This window comes from Pseudomonas sp. PDM14, assembly GCF_014851905.1.
GTDB lineage: Bacteria > Pseudomonadota > Gammaproteobacteria > Pseudomonadales > Pseudomonadaceae > Aquipseudomonas.
Map to the genome: position 1 here is coordinate 721,653 of NZ_JACVAQ010000002.1, position 15,728 is coordinate 737,380.

Consider the following 15,728-nt stretch of genomic DNA (forward strand, 5'->3'; position numbering starts at 1 on the left):
GCTGGCGGCGTGACGGGCTGCACGTCAGGTCAACTCGGTCAGGGCCTGCTCCAGCGTCTCGAGGAACAGCTGCGCCGCCGTCTGGCTCAGGCACAGCGGCGGACGGATCTTCAACACGTTGGCGTGCAGCCCCGAGGCGCCGATAAGCACGCCACGCAGGCGCAGCGCGTTGACCAGCTGCCGTGCCCGCGCGCCATCGGCCTCGCCGCGCCCGTCGACGATGTCCACGCCGAGGAACAGGCCAACCCCACGCACCTCGCCAAGCACGGCAAAACGCTGTGCCAGGGCCTCCAGGCCCTCCTTGAGCATGCGCCCCACTTGTGCGGCGTTGCGCTGCAGGCATTCCGCCTCGATCACCTCCAGCACCGCCAGGCCCACCGCCGCCGAGACCGGGTTGCCGGCGAATGTATTGAAGTAGCAGGCCTCGCGACCGAAGCGTTCGAGAATATGCGGCTGCGCGGCCAGGCCCGCCAGCGGGTGGCCGTTGCCCATCGGCTTGCCCATGGTCACCAGGTCCGGCACCAGGGCGTGACGCTGGAAGCCCCACATATGGCTGCCGGTGCGGCCGAAGCCGGGCTGCACCTCGTCGGCGATGAACAGGCCGCCGGCCTCGCGCACCGCTGCCACCGCCTCGGCTAGAAAGCCCGGCGGGTCGGCGAACACACCGTCGCTGGTGAACAGGGTGTCGACCAGCAGCGCCGCCGGGCGAATGCCGCAGCGCTGCATGTCCGCCAGGGCAGCGCGTACCTCCGCGGCGAACTCGCGGCCAACCCGCGCCGGGTCGGCCACATCGTGCCGCGGCGGCGCTACCACCCGGACATCGCGGCCCAGCGCCACGTACTCGCCCATCGCCGGCGACAGCTCGGCAATCGACGCAGTGATGCCGTGGTAGGCATAGCGGGTGACGATCACCCCGCTGCCGCCGGTGAAGTCGCGGGCGATACGCAGCGCCAGGTCGTTGGCCTCGCTGCCGGTGCAGGTGAACATCACCTGGCCCAAGGCTGCCGGCATGGTCGCCAGCAGTTTCTCCGCGTAATCCAGCACGGTTTCATGCAGGTAGCGGGTGTGAATGTTGAGCTGCCCGGCCTGACGAGTCAGCGCCGCCAGCACGTGGGGGTGGCAGTGGCCGACCGAGGGCACGTTGTTGTACAGGTCGAGGTAGCGCTGGCCGCTGGCGTCGAACAGCCACACACCCTCGCCACGCACCAAGTGCAGTGGCTGGTCGTAGAACAGCTGGTAGGCCGGGCCGAGCAGGCGCTGACGCCGGGTAATCAGCGCCTGCTCGGCGGCCGGCAGCGCGGCAGCCTGGGCGGCCTCGAAGGCGTTGACCTTGAGCATCAGCCCAGCGCCGCCAGGGATTCCGGCAGCACCTGGCCGCCGTCGATGGACAGCGCCTGGCCGGTCACATAACCCGCCTCACGGGAGGCGAAGAACAGCGCGGCGTAGGCGATGTCTTCCACGGTGCCCAGGCATTTCAGCGGTACCGAGGCCGCCATGCTGTCGCAGTAGGCCTGGCCCATGCCGATCAGCCCCTCGGTGAGCACGTTGCCCGGCAGCACGGCGTTGATGGTGATGTTGTCGCGCGCCAGCTCGATCGCCGCGGTGCGCATGAAGCCCAGCTGCGCCGCCTTGCTCGCGCCATAGTGCGACCAGCCGGGGAAACCGGTGATCGGCCCGGTGATCGAGGACGTGAGGATCACCCGGCCATACTCGGCCTTGCGCAGGTAAGGCAGGCAGGCCTGCACGGCGAGGAAGCTGCCCTTGGCGTTGGTGTCGAGCACCAGATCCCAGTCCTCGGGTGTCAGCTCGTCGATCGAGCCGGAGGGAAAGATCCCGGCATTGGCGCACAGCACGTCGATACCGCCCTGCACCGCCGCCACCGCATCGACCAAGGTCCTGACCGCCGCGGCATCGGCCACGTCGGCCACGTAGCCGCGCACGTCGAGGCCTTCGTCGCGCAATGCCGCGGCCACCGCCTCGACCCGCTCGGCGTGGCGGGCGCTGATCGCCACCTTGGCGCCCTGCCGGGCGAAGACCCGGGCAATACCCAGGCCGATGCCGCTGCTGCCACCGGTTACCAGAACGCTTTTGCCCGCGAGCGAAGTGAGCATGCCGTTGCCTCCATCAATGGGTGATGCAGCGATGATGCGGCCGCCTAGCGCCCAGGCAGTTGACCGCAGACCACAACTTGCACGCCGAACGATCAAATTGCCGGCGCCACGGGCGCGACCTGTGCCCTGCGGTCAAATCATCGCGGTCGCCGGTCAAGCCCGGCGCGGTACGGGCCGCGCATCATCGGCGCATCGATCCCGGTCCGGTACACCGTCATGTTCAGCGAACACACCCTGCAGCAGGAGCTGGCACGCATCGAGCGCATCGCCCACCTGGCACTGGCCCGCTACCCGGCGTCGCACCAGGGCCAACTGACACTGCTCTGCCATTCGGAAAACGCCACCTTCGCCATCGCCACGCCCGCCGGCCAGCGCTACGTGCTGCGCGTGCACCGGCCCGACTACCACCAACGCCAGGCCATCGCCAGCGAACTGGCCTGGCTGGCCGCCCTGCAGCAGGCCGATGTCGACGTGCCCACGCCGATTGCCGGCCGCGACGGCGAGCTGATTCAGGCCGCCGGGGATGTACAGTCGGGCACGCGCTTCGTGGTCCTGTTCGACTGGATCGACGGCCGCGAGCCAGACCCGCAGCAGGCGCTCGGGCCGGCGTTTCAGCGCCTGGGTACGATCAACGCACGGCTGCACCGCCAGGCCCGCGACTGGCAACGCCCGACGGGCTTCCAGCGCATGACCTGGAACCACTCGAGCATGCTCGGCGAACGCGGCCACTGGGGCCGCTGGCAGGACGCGCCCTATCTGGACGCCACGGCGCTGGCGCTGGTCGACGAAACGGTGAGCCTGATCGGCCAGCGCATGGCCGGCTACGGCGAGGGGCAGGAACGCTTCGGCCTGATCCACGCCGACCTGCGCCTGGCCAACCTGCTCGAACATGACGGTGTGACCCGCGCCATCGACTTCGACGACTGCGGCTTCGGCTGGTACCTGCACGACCTCGCGGCAGCGCTGAGCTTCCACGAGCACCATGCGGACGTGCCCATGTGGCTGGACAACTGGCTGCAAGGCTACGAACGGGTCACGCAACTGCAACACGACGACCTGCTGATCCTGCCCACGCTGATCATGCAGCGGCGCCTGCAACTGCTGGCCTGGGTCGGCAGCCATCGCGGCACGCCCACCGCCGAGGGCCTGGGCCGTGAATGGGTCGAGCAGACCCTGCAGCTGTGCCGACGCTACCTGGGCGGCACTCCGGTCGGCGCGGTGCTGGCCGGCTGAACCAGATCGGGGCGCCCGGCCGGCCTGCGCACAGGTCTGCGGCACGCAACTGACCAGACGCCCCCGCGCGCGCCGCCCACGCCACGGCCAGTGCGCTGGTACAGGAGTTGCAGCCTGCCTGCGAGCACCTCGCCAACTGGAGGGAACCGTGGACAGCCTTGCCCGTAGCAGCGAACGCCCGGCCGGCGTGCTGGCTAGCGCCGCCAGCGGTCTGATCGAGTTCATCGCCGACGAAGGTGGCGATGCCGAGCGCATCCTCGGCCACAGCGGCATCGACCCCGAGCGCCTGCACAACCCGACCCTGCAGCTCGACCTGGGCCAGTACTGCCGGGTCTTCGAGGTTGCCGCGCAGCAGACCGGCAACGCCAACTTCGGCCTGCGCTTCGGCAGCCAGTTCAGGCCCGAATCGCTGGGCCTGCTCGGCTATGTCGGGCTGTGTTCCGAAACCCTCGGCCAGGCCTTGCGCAACGTGGTGCGCATGTTCCCCTGCCACCAGCAGGGCAGCACGCTGCAGCTGGTCGACCTCGGCGAATACAGCCGCCTGGATTACCAGGTGCTGCACGGCGCCATCGCGCACAAGCGCCAGGACGCCGAGCTGTCGCTGGGCATGTTCGCCAATCTGATGCGCCAGGCCCTCGGCCAGCACTGGGCGCCGGAGACCGTGCATTTCGAGCATGCACAGCCGGAAGCCTGGCACGAGCACTGCAAATCCTTCGACGCACCGGTGCTGTTCAACCAGCCAAGCAATTCCCTGATCTTCCGCAGCCAGCTGCTCGCCCGGCCGATGCCCGGTCGCGATCCCCGGCTGCTGACCCTGATGCTGGAAAGCATGCACAAGCTGGCAAGCCCGGCGGCGGCACCACCGGCACTGGTGGACGAGGTGAAGGTACGGGTGCGGCGCCAACTAGGTGACGGCGACCCGAGCCTGGAGTGCATCGCCGAACAGTTGCGCCTGCCGGTGTGGACTCTGCAAAGACGCCTCGGCGATCAGGGCCTGAGCTTCACCACCCTGGTCGATCAGGTCCGCCGCGAGCTGGCCACCCACTACCTGCAGCAGGCCAACTTGCCGATTTCCGAGCTGGCCCTGCTGCTTGGCTACTCGGAAATCAGCGCCTTCTCACGGGCCTTTCGCCGCTGGTTCGCCGTCAGCCCGCGGCAATGGCGGCAGGCGTACAGCAACGCAGGCGCGTCACTCAGTCGTCGCTGACTTCGATATTGGGCATGGCGCTGGCACCCAACCCGCTCTGGGCGATGCGGGCGCCGACGCTGCGGGCCATTTCCTGGTAGATCATGGCAATCTGGCTTTCCGGGTCGGCCACGGTGGTCGGCTTGCCGCCGTCCGACTGCAGGCGGATGGCCATCGACAGCGGCAGCGAGGCCAGCAGGTCGACGCCGTACTGGCTGGCCAGCTTCTCGCCGCCGCCTTCGCCGAACAGGTGCTCGGCATGGCCGCAGTTGGAGCAGATGTGCACGGCCATGTTCTCCACCACGCCAAGCACCGGGATGTTGACCTTGCGGAACATCTCCACGCCCTTGCGGGCATCGAGCAGGGCCAGGTCCTGCGGGGTGGTGACGATCACCGCGCCGGCCACCGGCACCTTCTGCGCCAGGGTCAGCTGGATGTCGCCGGTACCCGGCGGCATGTCCACCACCAAGTAATCGAGGTTGTCCCAGGCGGTCTGGGTGATCAGCTGCAGCAGCGCGCCGGAAACCATCGGCCCGCGCCAGACCACCGGGGTGCTGTCGTCGGTGAGGAAGGCCATCGACATGACCTGCACGCCATGGGCTTCCAGCGGTACGAAGAACTTCTCGTCACGGATTTTCGGCCGCGTACCTTCGGCGATGCCGAACATGATGCCCTGGCTCGGGCCATAGATATCCGCATCGAGAATGCCGACCCGCGCGCCTTCGCGGGCCAGGGCCAGGGCCAGGTTGGCCGCGGTGGTCGACTTGCCGACGCCGCCCTTGCCGGACGCCACGGCGATGATGTTCTTCACGTTGGCCAGCGCCGGCACCTGGGCCTGCGCCTTGTGCGGCTCGATCACGCAGGTGACCTCGACCTTGGCGCTGTCGACGCCATCCATGCCTTCCACGGCCATCTGCAGCATCTGCGCCCAGCCGCTCTTGAACAGCCCGGCGGCGTAGCCCAGCTCCAGGCGCACCTGGACCTTGCCGCCCTGGATGTCGATTTCACGCAGGCAGCCGGCGCTGACCGGGTCTTGATTGAGGTTGGGGTCGGTGAACTGGCGCAGGGTCGCTTCGACCCCTTCGCGGGTGACGGCGCTCATGAGGCAACTCCGAAAGGCTGAGCAAAACAGGCGGGCATCTTACCGCAGCCGCTTGTGCCATTGGGTGGTCGATACCGCGTGTCGCGGCATCTACCTTGCGACCAATCGACACGGCAGCCCCGCAGGGTGGATCGAGGCGCGCAGCTGACGCCCTTTTCATCCACCAGGGCGCCACTCGGTGGATCGATGAAGCGCGGTCCACCCTACCAGGCCCGCTGCGGATGAAAAAAACTGCCCGCGGCTATATAGTTGCCGACTCCCCTCGAAATACCAGTGCAGCCGATCACCATGTCCGAAGCCCGCAAGATTCTCGTCACCAGTGCCCTCCCTTACGCCAACGGTTCGATCCACCTCGGCCATATGCTCGAGTACATCCAGACCGACATGTGGGTGCGCTTCCAGAAGCTGCGCGGCAACCAGTGCATCTACGTCTGCGCCGACGACGCCCACGGCTCGGCGATCATGCTGCGCGCGGAAAAGGAAGGCATCACCCCGGAACAGCTGATCGCCAACGTACAGGCCGAGCACAGTGCCGACTTCGCCGACTTCCTGGTCGACTTCGACAATTTCCACTCGACCCACGCCGAGGAAAACCGCGAGCTGGCCACCAGCATCTACCTCAAGCTGCGTGACGCCGCGCACATCGCCACCCGTTCGGTGACCCAGTACTTCGACCCCGAGAAAGGCATGTTCCTCGCCGACCGCTTCATCAAGGGCACCTGCCCGAAATGCGCGGCCGAGGACCAGTACGGCGACAACTGCGAGAAATGCGGCGCCACCTACGAACCGACCGAGCTGAAGAACCCACGCTCGGCGATTTCCGGCGCCGTGCCGGTGCTCAAGGACTCCAAGCACTTCTTCTTCAAGCTGCCCGACTTCGAGGCCATGCTGAAGACCTGGACCCGCAGCGGCACCCTGCAGGACGCCGTGGCCAACAAGATCGCCGAATGGCTGGATGGCGGCCTGCAGGAGTGGGACATCTCCCGCGACGCGCCCTACTTCGGCTTCGAGATTCCCGACGAGCCGGGCAAGTACTTCTACGTCTGGCTGGACGCGCCGATCGGCTACATGGCCAGCTTCAAGAACCTCTGCAACAAGCGCCCGGAGCTGGACTTCGACGCCTTCTGGAACAAGGATTCGACCGCCGAGCTGTACCACTTCATCGGCAAGGACATCGTCAACTTCCATGCCCTGTTCTGGCCGGCCATGCTCGAAGGCGCCGGCTACCGCAAGCCGACCGGGGTCAACGTGCACGGCTACCTGACGGTGAACGGGCAGAAGATGTCCAAGTCGCGCGGCACCTTCATCAAGGCGCGTACTTACCTGGATCACCTGAACCCGGAATACCTGCGCTACTACTACGCCAGCAAGCTGGGCCGCGGCGTCGACGACCTCGACCTGAACCTCGAGGATTTCGTGCAGAAGGTCAACTCGGACCTGGTCGGCAAGGTGGTCAACATCGCCAGCCGCTGCGCCGGCTTCATCCACAAGGGCAACGCCGGCGTGCTGGTCGACGCCAACCCCGAGCCAGAACTGTGGGCTGCCTTCCAGGCCGCCGCGCCGAGCATCGCCGACGCCTATGAAGCCCGCGACTTCTCCCGCGCCATGCGCGAGATCATGGCCCTGGCCGACCGCGCCAACGCCTGGATCGCCGACAAGGCGCCGTGGGCGCTGAACAAGGTCGAGGGCAAGCAGGCCGAAGTGCAGGAAATCTGCGCCCTGGGCGTCAACCTATTCCGCCAGTTGGTGATCCTGCTCAAACCCGTGCTGCCGAACCTGGCACGCGACGCCGAGGCCTTCCTCAACGTCGCCCCGCTGAGCTGGACCGACCTGAGCACGCCGCTGGCCAATCACCAGCTGAACCCGTTCAACCCGCTGCTGACCCGCATCGAACCAGCGAAAATCGAAGCCATGACCGCCGCCTCCAAGGAAGACCTCGCCGCCACCGACGCGCCTGCCGCTCCGGCCGTACCCGCTGGCAATGGCGAACTGACGAAAGACCCGCTGGCCGCCGAGATTGCCTTCGACGCCTTCGCCGCCGTCGACCTGCGCATCGCCCTGATCGAGAAGTGCGAGTTCGTCGAGGGCGCCGACAAGCTGCTGCGCCTGACCCTGGATATCGGCGACGAGAAGCGCAACGTGTTCAGCGGCATCAAGTCCGCCTACCCGGACCCGAGCAAGCTCGAAGGCCGCCTGACCCTGTACGTGGCCAACCTGGCCGCGCGCAAGATGAAGTTCGGCGTCTCCGAGGGCATGGTCCTCGCGGCCGGCCCTGGCGGCGAAGAGATCTACCTGCTCAGCCCGGACAGCGGCGCCAAGCCGGGTCAGCGGGTGAAGTGAGCTTTCCTCCGGGTGCGTCGTCACGGCGCGCCCGGCCTGGATGAATCGATGAACGAGCTGATTCTGATCCTGCCCGTCGCCTCGCTGCTCAGCCTGTGGCTGCTGCAGGGCGAACGCCCACGCCTGCGCGCACTGGCCGCGGCGACCGCGCTGTTGCTGAGCGTCGCCACGCCGTTGGCCTGGCTGCTGCAGCACGTCCTGCTGACACCACTGGGGCTGTCCTCCCTGCTGCTGTTCGGCCTGCTGCCAATGCTGGCGCTGCTCGCCTGGGCCAGCCTGCGCCTGCTGGCCACGCTGCGCCCGCACTGGCCACAACAGGGGCTGTGGCTGCCGGTGCTGGGCAATGGCGCGGCCCTGGCGCTCGCCTTGCAGGTGGCGCAGCGCGAGACCGGCCTGGGCCAGGCGATCCTGCTGGGCCTCGGCAGCGCGCTGGGGTTCTGCCTGGTGCTGACCCTGCTCGCCGACCTGCTACAGCGCACCGACCAGGCCGCTGTCCCCGCCGCATTGCGCGGCTTGCCGCTGCTGCTGATCAGCGCCGGCCTGCTCGGCCTGGCGCTGCTCGGCCTCAATGGCCTGGTGCCGGCATGAGCAACGCCCTGCGCCTGGACGCCGAGCGCATCCGCGCCATCGACGCCCTGCTGCCGCAGACCCAGTGCGGCAAATGCGGTCATCCCGGCTGCAAGCCCTACGCCGAAGGCATCGCCCAGGGCGAGGCGATCAACAAATGCCCGCCCGGCGGCACCGCCACCATCCACGCCCTCTCGCGCCTTTTGCAGGTGCCCGAGCTGCCGCTGGAGCTGCCCGCCGTGCCGGCGCAGATCGCACTGATCCGCGAGGCGGAATGCATCGGCTGCACCAAGTGCATCCAGGCCTGCCCGGTGGACGCCATCGTCGGTGCCGCCAAGTTGATGCACACGGTGATCACCGCCGAATGCACCGGCTGCGAGCTGTGCGTCGCCCCCTGCCCGGTGGACTGTATCGATATCCTCGTCCTGCCTGCCGAGCAGGCCGAGGAACAGCGCCGCCACGCCGACCAGTTCCGTCAGCGCCACGAAGCCCACCTGGCACGCCTGGCTCGTGATGACGCGCGCCGCCAGGCCGAACGCCAGGCGCGCGCCACGCCCGCCACAACCACACTGGCAAAGGCCGTGCAGGCCGACCTGCCCCCCGTGCAAGCCCCACCTGCGGTCGACCCGCACAGCCAGCACAAGCGCCTGAAGATCGACGCGGCGATGGCCAAGGTCGCCCTGAACAAGGCCGAAAAGCAGTTGGCCGTGCACGGCAGCCCCGAGCTAGTGCGCCAGGTCGAGGCATTGCGTCAGGCGGCCGAGCAGGCCCAGCGTGCCCTGGATGCCGCCCAACCGGCGGCGCCGAGCGCAGGGCTGGTCGAACTCAAGCAGGCGAAGATCGCCCTTGCCGGCCGCCGCGCCGAACTCGGCAAGGGCGAACGCCAGGGTCTCGACGAAACCGCGCTGGCGCCGCTGCGCCAGGCCCTGCGCGATGCCGAAGCGGCGCTGCACGCCGCCGAAGCCGCCAGCGGCAAACCCGCCCCGGTGCTGGTGCGTACCGACAAGGCGCCGGTGGACGTGCAACTGCGCACACTGAAGACTGAGCTGGCTTACGCCCGCGCCGACCTGCTGCGCCTGGAGCGGCGCCAGACCAGCGACGCCGCCACCCTGGAACAGGCCCGCCAGCGCCTGACGCTTGCCGAGCAGCGCCTGCATGACCACACACGCGCCTGACCTGGCGTTCGACCCGCGTCCGGCCATGCAGCGGGTGCTGCTCGCCTGTCTGCCGGGCCTGTTGGCACTGTTCTGGCTCAACGGCTGGGGCGTCTTGCTGCAACTGCTGCTGAGCAGCGCTACCGTGCTGACCTGCGAAACCCTGGTACGGCGTCTGCGCCAGCAAAGCGCGCCGCCCCCCGACCAGAGCCTGTTCGCCACCCCGTTTCTCGCCGAAGGCAGCGGCCTGGTCAGCGCGGTGCTGCTCGGCCTCGCCCTGCCCGCCTACGCGCCCTGGTGGCTCACGGTCAGCGCCGCGGCCTTCGCCAGCCTGTTCGGCAAGGCGCTGTTCGGTGGTTTCGGGCGCAATCCGCTGAACCCGACCATGCTCGGCTATGCCTTCGCCCTGCTGGCCTTTCCCGCGCACACGGTCCACTGGCCGGCACCACGGGGCGACTACGCTCTGCTCGGCGCGGTGCAACAGGTATTCGGCTTCGGCAGCGGCCTGATCGACGGCTGGAGCCAGGCCACCGCGCTCGACAGCCTCAAGCACAACGACCGCCTGACCATCGACGAACTGTTCACCCGCCACCCGGCCTTCGGCAGTGTCGGCGGGCGTGGCGTGGAATGGGTCGGCCTGGCCTTCCTCGCCGGCGGTCTGTTCCTCCTGCAGCAGCGGGTGATCCGCTGGCACGCGCCGCTGGGCATGCTCGGTGCGCTGTTCGTCATCAGCCTGCTGTGCTGGAACGGTTCCGGGTCGGACTCCAACGGCTCGCCGCTGCTGCACCTGTTCAGCGGCGCGACCATGCTCGGCGCGTTCTTCATCGTCACCGAGCCGGTCAGCGGCGCCGACAGCGCGCGGGCACGGCTGTACTTCGGCATCGGTGTCGGCCTGCTGACCTACCTGATCCGCACCTGGGGCGGCTACCCGGACGGCCTGGCCTTCGCCGTGTTGCTGATGAACCTCGGCGTACCCAGCCTCGAACGCCTGGCGACGTGGCGTGCAGCGGAGGCCAAGGCATGAATCGTCGGCAGATCGCCGTGATCCTCCTGCTCGCCCTGCTCGGCAGCGGCCTGCTCGCGACCTTGCAGTACCTCGCTGCACCGCGCATCGAGGCGCAGCGCCAGCTCGCTGCCGAGCGCCAGTTGCTCGACCTGCTGCCCGCATCGCTCTACGACAATCGGCCCCTGGCGCAGCCCATTGCCCTGCCCATCGACAGCCTGCTGGGTAACCGCACACCGCGCAGCGGTTACCGGGCCACCCTCGCCGGGCGACCCAGCGCCGTGCTGTTGCCGATCACCGCACGTGGCTACGAAGGCGATATCCAGCTGCTGGTGGCGATCGGTGCCGACGGTCGCCTGCTCGCCAGCAAGGTGCTGCAGCAGGCTGAAACGCCGGGGCTCGGCGACCTGATCCTGCCAGAGCGCAGTTCCTGGCTCGTGGGGTTCGCCGGCAAGACGCTGAACGACAACGCGCCGAGTTGGAACCTGCGCGCCGACGGCGGCGAGTTCGACCAGATCGCCGGCGCCACCGTCACCTCCCGCGCGGTGGGCGATGCCCTGCAACGCAGCCTGCGGTTCTTCGATGCACAGCGGCGCTATCTCCTGGGTGAGCAGCCATGAGCCGCGTCGTGCGCAATGCCCTGCTGTTTGGCCTGACGCCGCTGCTCGCCGGCAGCGATCTGCTGGTCAAGGCCCTCACCATCGCCCTGTTCGGGCTGCTGCTGATGAGCCTCGGCGGTGTGACCCTGATGCCACTGCGCCGCTGGCTGCAGGGCAAGGCGCTGGCACTCGCCGCCCTGCTGCTGAGCGCGCTGCTGATCGGCTGTGGCGACCTGCTCCTGCAACTGTTCAGCGGCGAACTGCACGCCGCGCTTGCCGCCTGGCTGCCGTTGCTGGCGCTGCCGATGCTGGCGCTGGCCTTCGACGAACGCCCGACTATCACAAGTGGACTGCATGCCGGCCTTGCATTCGCCGCCCTGGCCCTGAGCCTGGGCCTGTTGCGCGAAGGATTCGGCAACGGCAGCCTGTTCGCCCATATGGACTGGTTATTCGGCCAGGCCGCCAGCAGCTGGCAGCTCTCGCTGCACGGCGGCATCGGCCTGCTGGCTTACGCCCCCGGCGCCCTGATCCTGATCGGCCTGCTGCTGGCCGCCAGGCGTCTTTTCTTCAACTCGACCAGCGAGCCGTCATGAACGCCGCCAAACGCTTTGAAATCTTCCGTCGCCTGCATGAAGACAACCCCGAACCGAAGACCGAGCTGGCCTACACCACGCCGTTCGAGCTGCTGATCGCGGTGATCCTCTCCGCCCAGGCCACCGATGTCGGCGTGAACAAGGCCACGGCCAAGCTGTATCCGGTCGCCAACACCCCGCAAGCCATCCATGCCCTGGGCGTCGAAGGGCTGAGCGAATACATCAAGACCATCGGCCTGTTCAACAGCAAGGCAAAGAACGTCATCGAGACCTGCCGCATCCTCGTCGAAAAACATGGCAGCCAGGTCCCGGATAACCGCGAAGACCTCGAAGCCCTGCCGGGCGTCGGCCGCAAGACCGCCAACGTGGTGCTCAACACTGCTTTCCGCCAATTGGCCATGGCGGTGGATACGCACATTTTCCGCGTCAGCAACCGCACTGGCATCGCGCCCGGCAAGAACGTGGTGGAGGTGGAGAACAAGCTGCTCAAGTTCGTGCCACGCGAATTCCTCCTCGATGCGCACCACTGGCTGATCCTCCACGGCCGCTACGTCTGCCAGGCGCGTAAGCCGCGCTGCGGCAGCTGCCGGATCGAAGACCTGTGCGAGTACAAGGCAAAAACCTCGGACGATTGATCGCTCATAGGCGAAAGCGATCTACCGATTGAAAAAATCTTTTTTACCGCCCCCAACTTTGTCGCTATAAGGTCCGCCAACAGCACCCCCGAACGTTGGAGTGGACCATGAGCACTGGCAAAGAAGACCTCGAACTCGAAGAAGACTTTGTCGCCGAGGAAACCGAGGAAAGCAGCGAGCGCCCAGTGGAGGTCGCAAAGACCAACCTGACCAAGCGTCGCATCATCGACAACCTCCTCGACGAGCGCCGTCTGCAGAAGCAGTTGAACGACTACGACTTCGACCTCTAAGCGCTGCCCATGCAAGACCACCCATGAAAAAGCCCCGCAATCGCGGGGCTTTTTCGTTGCGGCCGAACGCTTCAGTCACCGCGTTTGCCGGACAACAGCTCGATCTTGTAGCCATCCGGGTCCTCGACGAAGGCCAGGATGCTGGTGCCGTGCTTCATCGGCCCGGGCTCACGGGTGATCTTGCCGCCGCGCTGGCGAATGTCCTCGCAGGCCTTGTACACGTCGGCCACTTCCAGGGCGATATGGCCATACGCGGTGCCCAGTTCGTAGGCCTCGACACCCCAGTTGTGAGTCAGCTCGATCACGCTGTTCTCGGCCTCGTTGCCATAGCCGACGAACGCCAGGGTGAACTGCCCGTCCGGGTAATCCTTGCGCCGCAACAGGGTCATGCCCAGCACCTCGGTGTAGAAGGCGATGGACTTGTCCAGGTCGCCGACGCGCAGCATGGTGTGCAGCAGTCTCATGGCAATCTCCTCTGCCCGTTCTCCGGGTCTGAAAATACAAACCCCGGCACATGGCCGGGGTTCGTGGGCTCATCAGGGCAAAAGCTTATCAGAACAGCTTGCGGCCCTTGCCGGCAGCGATACGCATGCGCAGCGCATTGAGCTTGATGAAGCCTGCTGCGTCGGCCTGGTTGTACGCGCCGCCGTCTTCTTCGAAGGTGGCGATGTTGGCGTCGAACAGCGAGTCGTCGGACTTGCGGCCGGTGACGATGACGTTGCCCTTGTACAGCTTCAGGCGCACCACGCCATTCACGCTGGCCTGGGAGGCATCGATCATCTGTTGCAGCATCAGACGCTCCGGGCTCCACCAGTAGCCGGTGTAGATCAGGCTGGCGTATTTGGGCATCAGCTCGTCTTTCAGGTGAGCGACTTCGCGGTCCAGGGTGATCGACTCGATGGCACGGTGGGCCTTGAGCATGATGGTGCCGCCGGGGGTCTCGTAGCAGCCACGGGACTTCATGCCGACATAGCGGTTTTCGACGATGTCCAGACGACCGATGCCGTTCTCGCCGCCGATGCGGTTGAGCTCGGCCAGCACGGTAGCCGGGCTCAGTTCCTTGCCGTCGATGGCGACGATGTCGCCGTTACGGTAGGTCAGCTCGATGTAGGTCGGGGTGTTCGGCGCGGCTTCCGGGGACTTGGTCCAGCGCCACATGTCTTCTTCGTGCTCGGTCCAGGTGTCTTCCAGCACGCCGCCTTCATAGGAGATGTGCAGCAGGTTGGCATCCATGGAGTACGGCGATTTCTTCTTGCCGTGGCGCTCGATCGGGATGGCGTGCTTCTCGGCGTAGTCCATCAGCTTCTCGCGCGACAGCAGGTCCCACTCGCGCCACGGGGCGATGACTTTCACGCCCGGTTTCAGCGCGTAGGCGCCCAGTTCGAAGCGCACCTGGTCGTTGCCCTTGCCGGTGGCACCGTGGGAGATGGCATCGGCGCCGGTTTCGTTGGCGATTTCGATCAGGCGTTTGGCTATCAGCGGACGGGCGATGGAGGTACCCAGCAGGTACTCGCCTTCGTAGACGGTGTTGGCGCGGAACATCGGGTAGACGAAATCACGCACGAATTCTTCGCGCAGGTCGTCGATGTAGATTTCCTTGACGCCCATGGCCTGGGCCTTGGCGCGAGCCGGCTCGACCTCTTCGCCCTGGCCGAGGTCAGCGGTGAAGGTCACCACTTCGCATTCATAGGTGTCCTGCAGCCACTTGAGGATCACCGAGGTGTCCAGGCCACCGGAATAAGCCAGAACTACCTTCTTAACGTCCGCCATGCCAATCAACTCCACGGGGTTGTACGGAAAAACCCGGGATTCTACCGGCCACGACGGCCGATTTACAGGGGCGCGACAGGGACGAGCGACAACGCGACGGATTTGGCGGTCGGTTCGTGACTAGGAAGTAGCAGCCGGCGCGGCCGCCGGTGCAGGCGCGGCGGGAGCTGCAGCCGGTGCCGGCTCTTCGGCGACCGGTTCGCGTGACAGGCTCATGGTCACCCGACGGTTCTTCGCTCGATTGGCTTCACTGTTGTTCGGCACCAACGGATAACGCTCACCATGGAAGCGCACGACGATCTGCTCGGCCGGCACGCCATTGGCCTTCAGGTACTCCTCCACCGCCAGGGCGCGGCGGCGTGAGGTGTCGCGGTTGGTCAGGCGATTGCCGCTGTTGTCGGAGTGGCCGTCGAGCTCGATGCGGTTGACGCTGGGGTCGGCCTTGATGAACGCGAGAATGATGTCGAGCTTGGCCTGGCCCATGGCATCGAGCGTCGAGCCCCCCTCGGGGAAGCCAATCTGCGCCTTGCGGATCTGCTCGAAGTTGACCGGCAGCAGCTTGGCCGTACAGGCCAGGTAGTCGTTGTAGGCCTGGTTGAAGCGCGACGGCAGCAGGCGCACCTCCAGGCTGTCGCCACCCACCTGCGTGCGATGGCGCACGAGTGGGCTGCGGCCTTCCATCAGACCGGTAAGCAGGCGACCGGCCTGCTCCTGCGAGCTGTTGAACGGCACTTCGCCGCTGACCACTGTGACCGGCCCCAGGTTGATGTCACCGCGCCCGGGCTGCCACGGCGCCGCAGCGGCCAGCAACGTGGCGGAGCCGGCGCCCATCCAGCGCTCACGCGCCTTGAGGCGGAACGTGGCCTGCTCGCCGGCGCGACGAACGAACTCGCCGCTGCCGAAATTGGCCACCGGTTGCGACAGCCGGCACTCGAACTGATCGCCCTCGACCTTCCACTCCACCTTCTCCATGCGGGTCTGGAAGGTGATGGCGGCAGCCGGCATGCTCAGTGACAAGCAGGCAAGCAGACCAAGCGGAAAGAGATAGGGCTGGCGCACGACAGGCTCCATGGCGAAAACAGCTTCTATTCGGGGTATCGGTAGCGCTCGGCAAAACTTGATAGCCCGTGCCGGCAAAGGTCATT

At 66.9% G+C, this 15,728-nt stretch carries 16 protein-coding genes; 10 read left to right on the plus strand and 6 right to left on the minus strand.

What is annotated here, in order from left to right; translation table 11 throughout:
• Positions 1-24: 24 nt before the first annotated feature.
• Both IB229_RS15980 and fabG read right to left on the minus strand, forming a co-directional pair.
• Complete coding sequence (locus IB229_RS15980) at positions 25-1,338, minus strand: aspartate aminotransferase family protein (RefSeq protein ID WP_192330719.1); 1,314 nt, start codon at positions 1,336-1,338, stop codon at positions 25-27.
• Positions 1,338-2,111: a 3-oxoacyl-ACP reductase FabG gene (gene fabG / locus IB229_RS15985; RefSeq protein ID WP_192330721.1), complete on the minus strand. Its 774-nt coding sequence runs from the start codon at positions 2,109-2,111 to the stop codon at positions 1,338-1,340. Before fabG ends, IB229_RS15980 begins: the two co-directional genes overlap by 1 nt.
• 216 nt (positions 2,112-2,327) lie before the next feature.
• Between fabG and IB229_RS15990 the strand changes: the two genes are divergently transcribed.
• Both IB229_RS15990 and IB229_RS15995 read left to right on the plus strand, forming a co-directional pair.
• Positions 2,328-3,344: a phosphotransferase enzyme family protein gene (locus IB229_RS15990; RefSeq protein WP_192330723.1), complete on the plus strand. Its 1,017-nt coding sequence runs from the start codon at positions 2,328-2,330 to the stop codon at positions 3,342-3,344.
• 148 nt (positions 3,345-3,492) lie between these two features.
• Positions 3,493-4,551, plus strand: a complete 1,059-nt coding sequence (locus IB229_RS15995; protein ID WP_318652117.1) for an AraC family transcriptional regulator — start codon at positions 3,493-3,495, stop codon at positions 4,549-4,551.
• On the opposite strand, the gene apbC is transcribed toward IB229_RS15995, so the two are convergent.
• Entirely contained in the window at positions 4,538-5,632 is a 1,095-nt protein-coding gene (gene apbC / locus IB229_RS16000; protein ID WP_192330725.1) for an iron-sulfur cluster carrier protein ApbC, read from the minus strand. The two genes, IB229_RS15995 and apbC, sit on opposite strands and share 14 nt — an antisense overlap.
• Before the next feature lie 288 nt (positions 5,633-5,920).
• Between apbC and metG the strand changes: the two genes are divergently transcribed.
• From metG to IB229_RS16040, 8 genes are all read left to right on the plus strand, one after another.
• Positions 5,921-7,972, plus strand: a complete 2,052-nt coding sequence (gene metG, locus IB229_RS16005) for a methionine--tRNA ligase (RefSeq protein ID WP_192330734.1) — start codon at positions 5,921-5,923, stop codon at positions 7,970-7,972.
• A 48-nt stretch (positions 7,973-8,020) separates the two neighbouring features.
• Complete coding sequence (locus IB229_RS16010) at positions 8,021-8,560, plus strand: Rnf-Nqr domain containing protein (RefSeq protein ID WP_192330736.1); 540 nt, start codon at positions 8,021-8,023, stop codon at positions 8,558-8,560.
• Entirely contained in the window at positions 8,557-9,714 is a 1,158-nt protein-coding gene (locus IB229_RS16015) for an RnfABCDGE type electron transport complex subunit B (RefSeq protein ID WP_192330738.1), read from the plus strand. The genes IB229_RS16010 and IB229_RS16015 overlap by 4 nt, the downstream gene beginning before the upstream one ends.
• Positions 9,695-10,717 carry an RnfABCDGE type electron transport complex subunit D gene (locus IB229_RS16020; RefSeq protein ID WP_192330740.1) on the plus strand — a complete coding sequence of 341 codons (1,023 nt, stop codon included), beginning with the start codon at positions 9,695-9,697 and terminating at the stop codon, positions 10,715-10,717. The genes IB229_RS16015 and IB229_RS16020 overlap by 20 nt, the downstream gene beginning before the upstream one ends.
• Positions 10,714-11,316: an RnfABCDGE type electron transport complex subunit G gene (locus IB229_RS16025; protein WP_192330742.1), complete on the plus strand. Its 603-nt coding sequence runs from the start codon at positions 10,714-10,716 to the stop codon at positions 11,314-11,316. Before IB229_RS16020 ends, IB229_RS16025 begins: the two co-directional genes overlap by 4 nt.
• Positions 11,313-11,888, plus strand: a complete 576-nt coding sequence (locus IB229_RS16030) for an Rnf-Nqr domain containing protein (protein ID WP_192330744.1) — start codon at positions 11,313-11,315, stop codon at positions 11,886-11,888. The genes IB229_RS16025 and IB229_RS16030 overlap by 4 nt, the downstream gene beginning before the upstream one ends.
• Positions 11,885-12,523, plus strand: a complete 639-nt coding sequence (nth, locus tag IB229_RS16035; RefSeq protein WP_192330745.1) for an endonuclease III — start codon at positions 11,885-11,887, stop codon at positions 12,521-12,523. Before IB229_RS16030 ends, nth begins: the two co-directional genes overlap by 4 nt.
• Positions 12,524-12,630: 107 nt before the next feature.
• A complete protein-coding gene (locus tag IB229_RS16040; RefSeq protein WP_192330747.1) occupies positions 12,631-12,813 on the plus strand; it encodes a PA3496 family putative envelope integrity protein in 183 nt (60 codons plus the stop codon).
• A 71-nt stretch (positions 12,814-12,884) separates the two neighbouring features.
• On the opposite strand, the gene gloA is transcribed toward IB229_RS16040, so the two are convergent.
• The 3 genes from gloA to IB229_RS16055 all read right to left on the minus strand — a co-directional run bounded on the left by gloA (position 12,885) and on the right by IB229_RS16055 (position 15,588).
• Positions 12,885-13,277 (minus strand): lactoylglutathione lyase, encoded by a 393-nt coding sequence (gene gloA / locus IB229_RS16045; RefSeq protein WP_192330749.1) that lies wholly within the window; start codon positions 13,275-13,277, stop codon positions 12,885-12,887.
• 88 nt (positions 13,278-13,365) lie between these two features.
• The gene (locus tag IB229_RS16050) at positions 13,366-14,583 is read right to left on the minus strand and encodes an argininosuccinate synthase (protein WP_192330751.1); all 1,218 of its coding nucleotides are present in this window, start codon (positions 14,581-14,583) and stop codon (positions 13,366-13,368) included.
• 120 nt (positions 14,584-14,703) lie between these two features.
• Positions 14,704-15,588: a flagellar protein MotY gene (locus IB229_RS16055; protein WP_225579220.1), complete on the minus strand. Its 885-nt coding sequence runs from the start codon at positions 15,586-15,588 to the stop codon at positions 14,704-14,706.
• Positions 15,589-15,728: the final 140 nt, after the last annotated feature.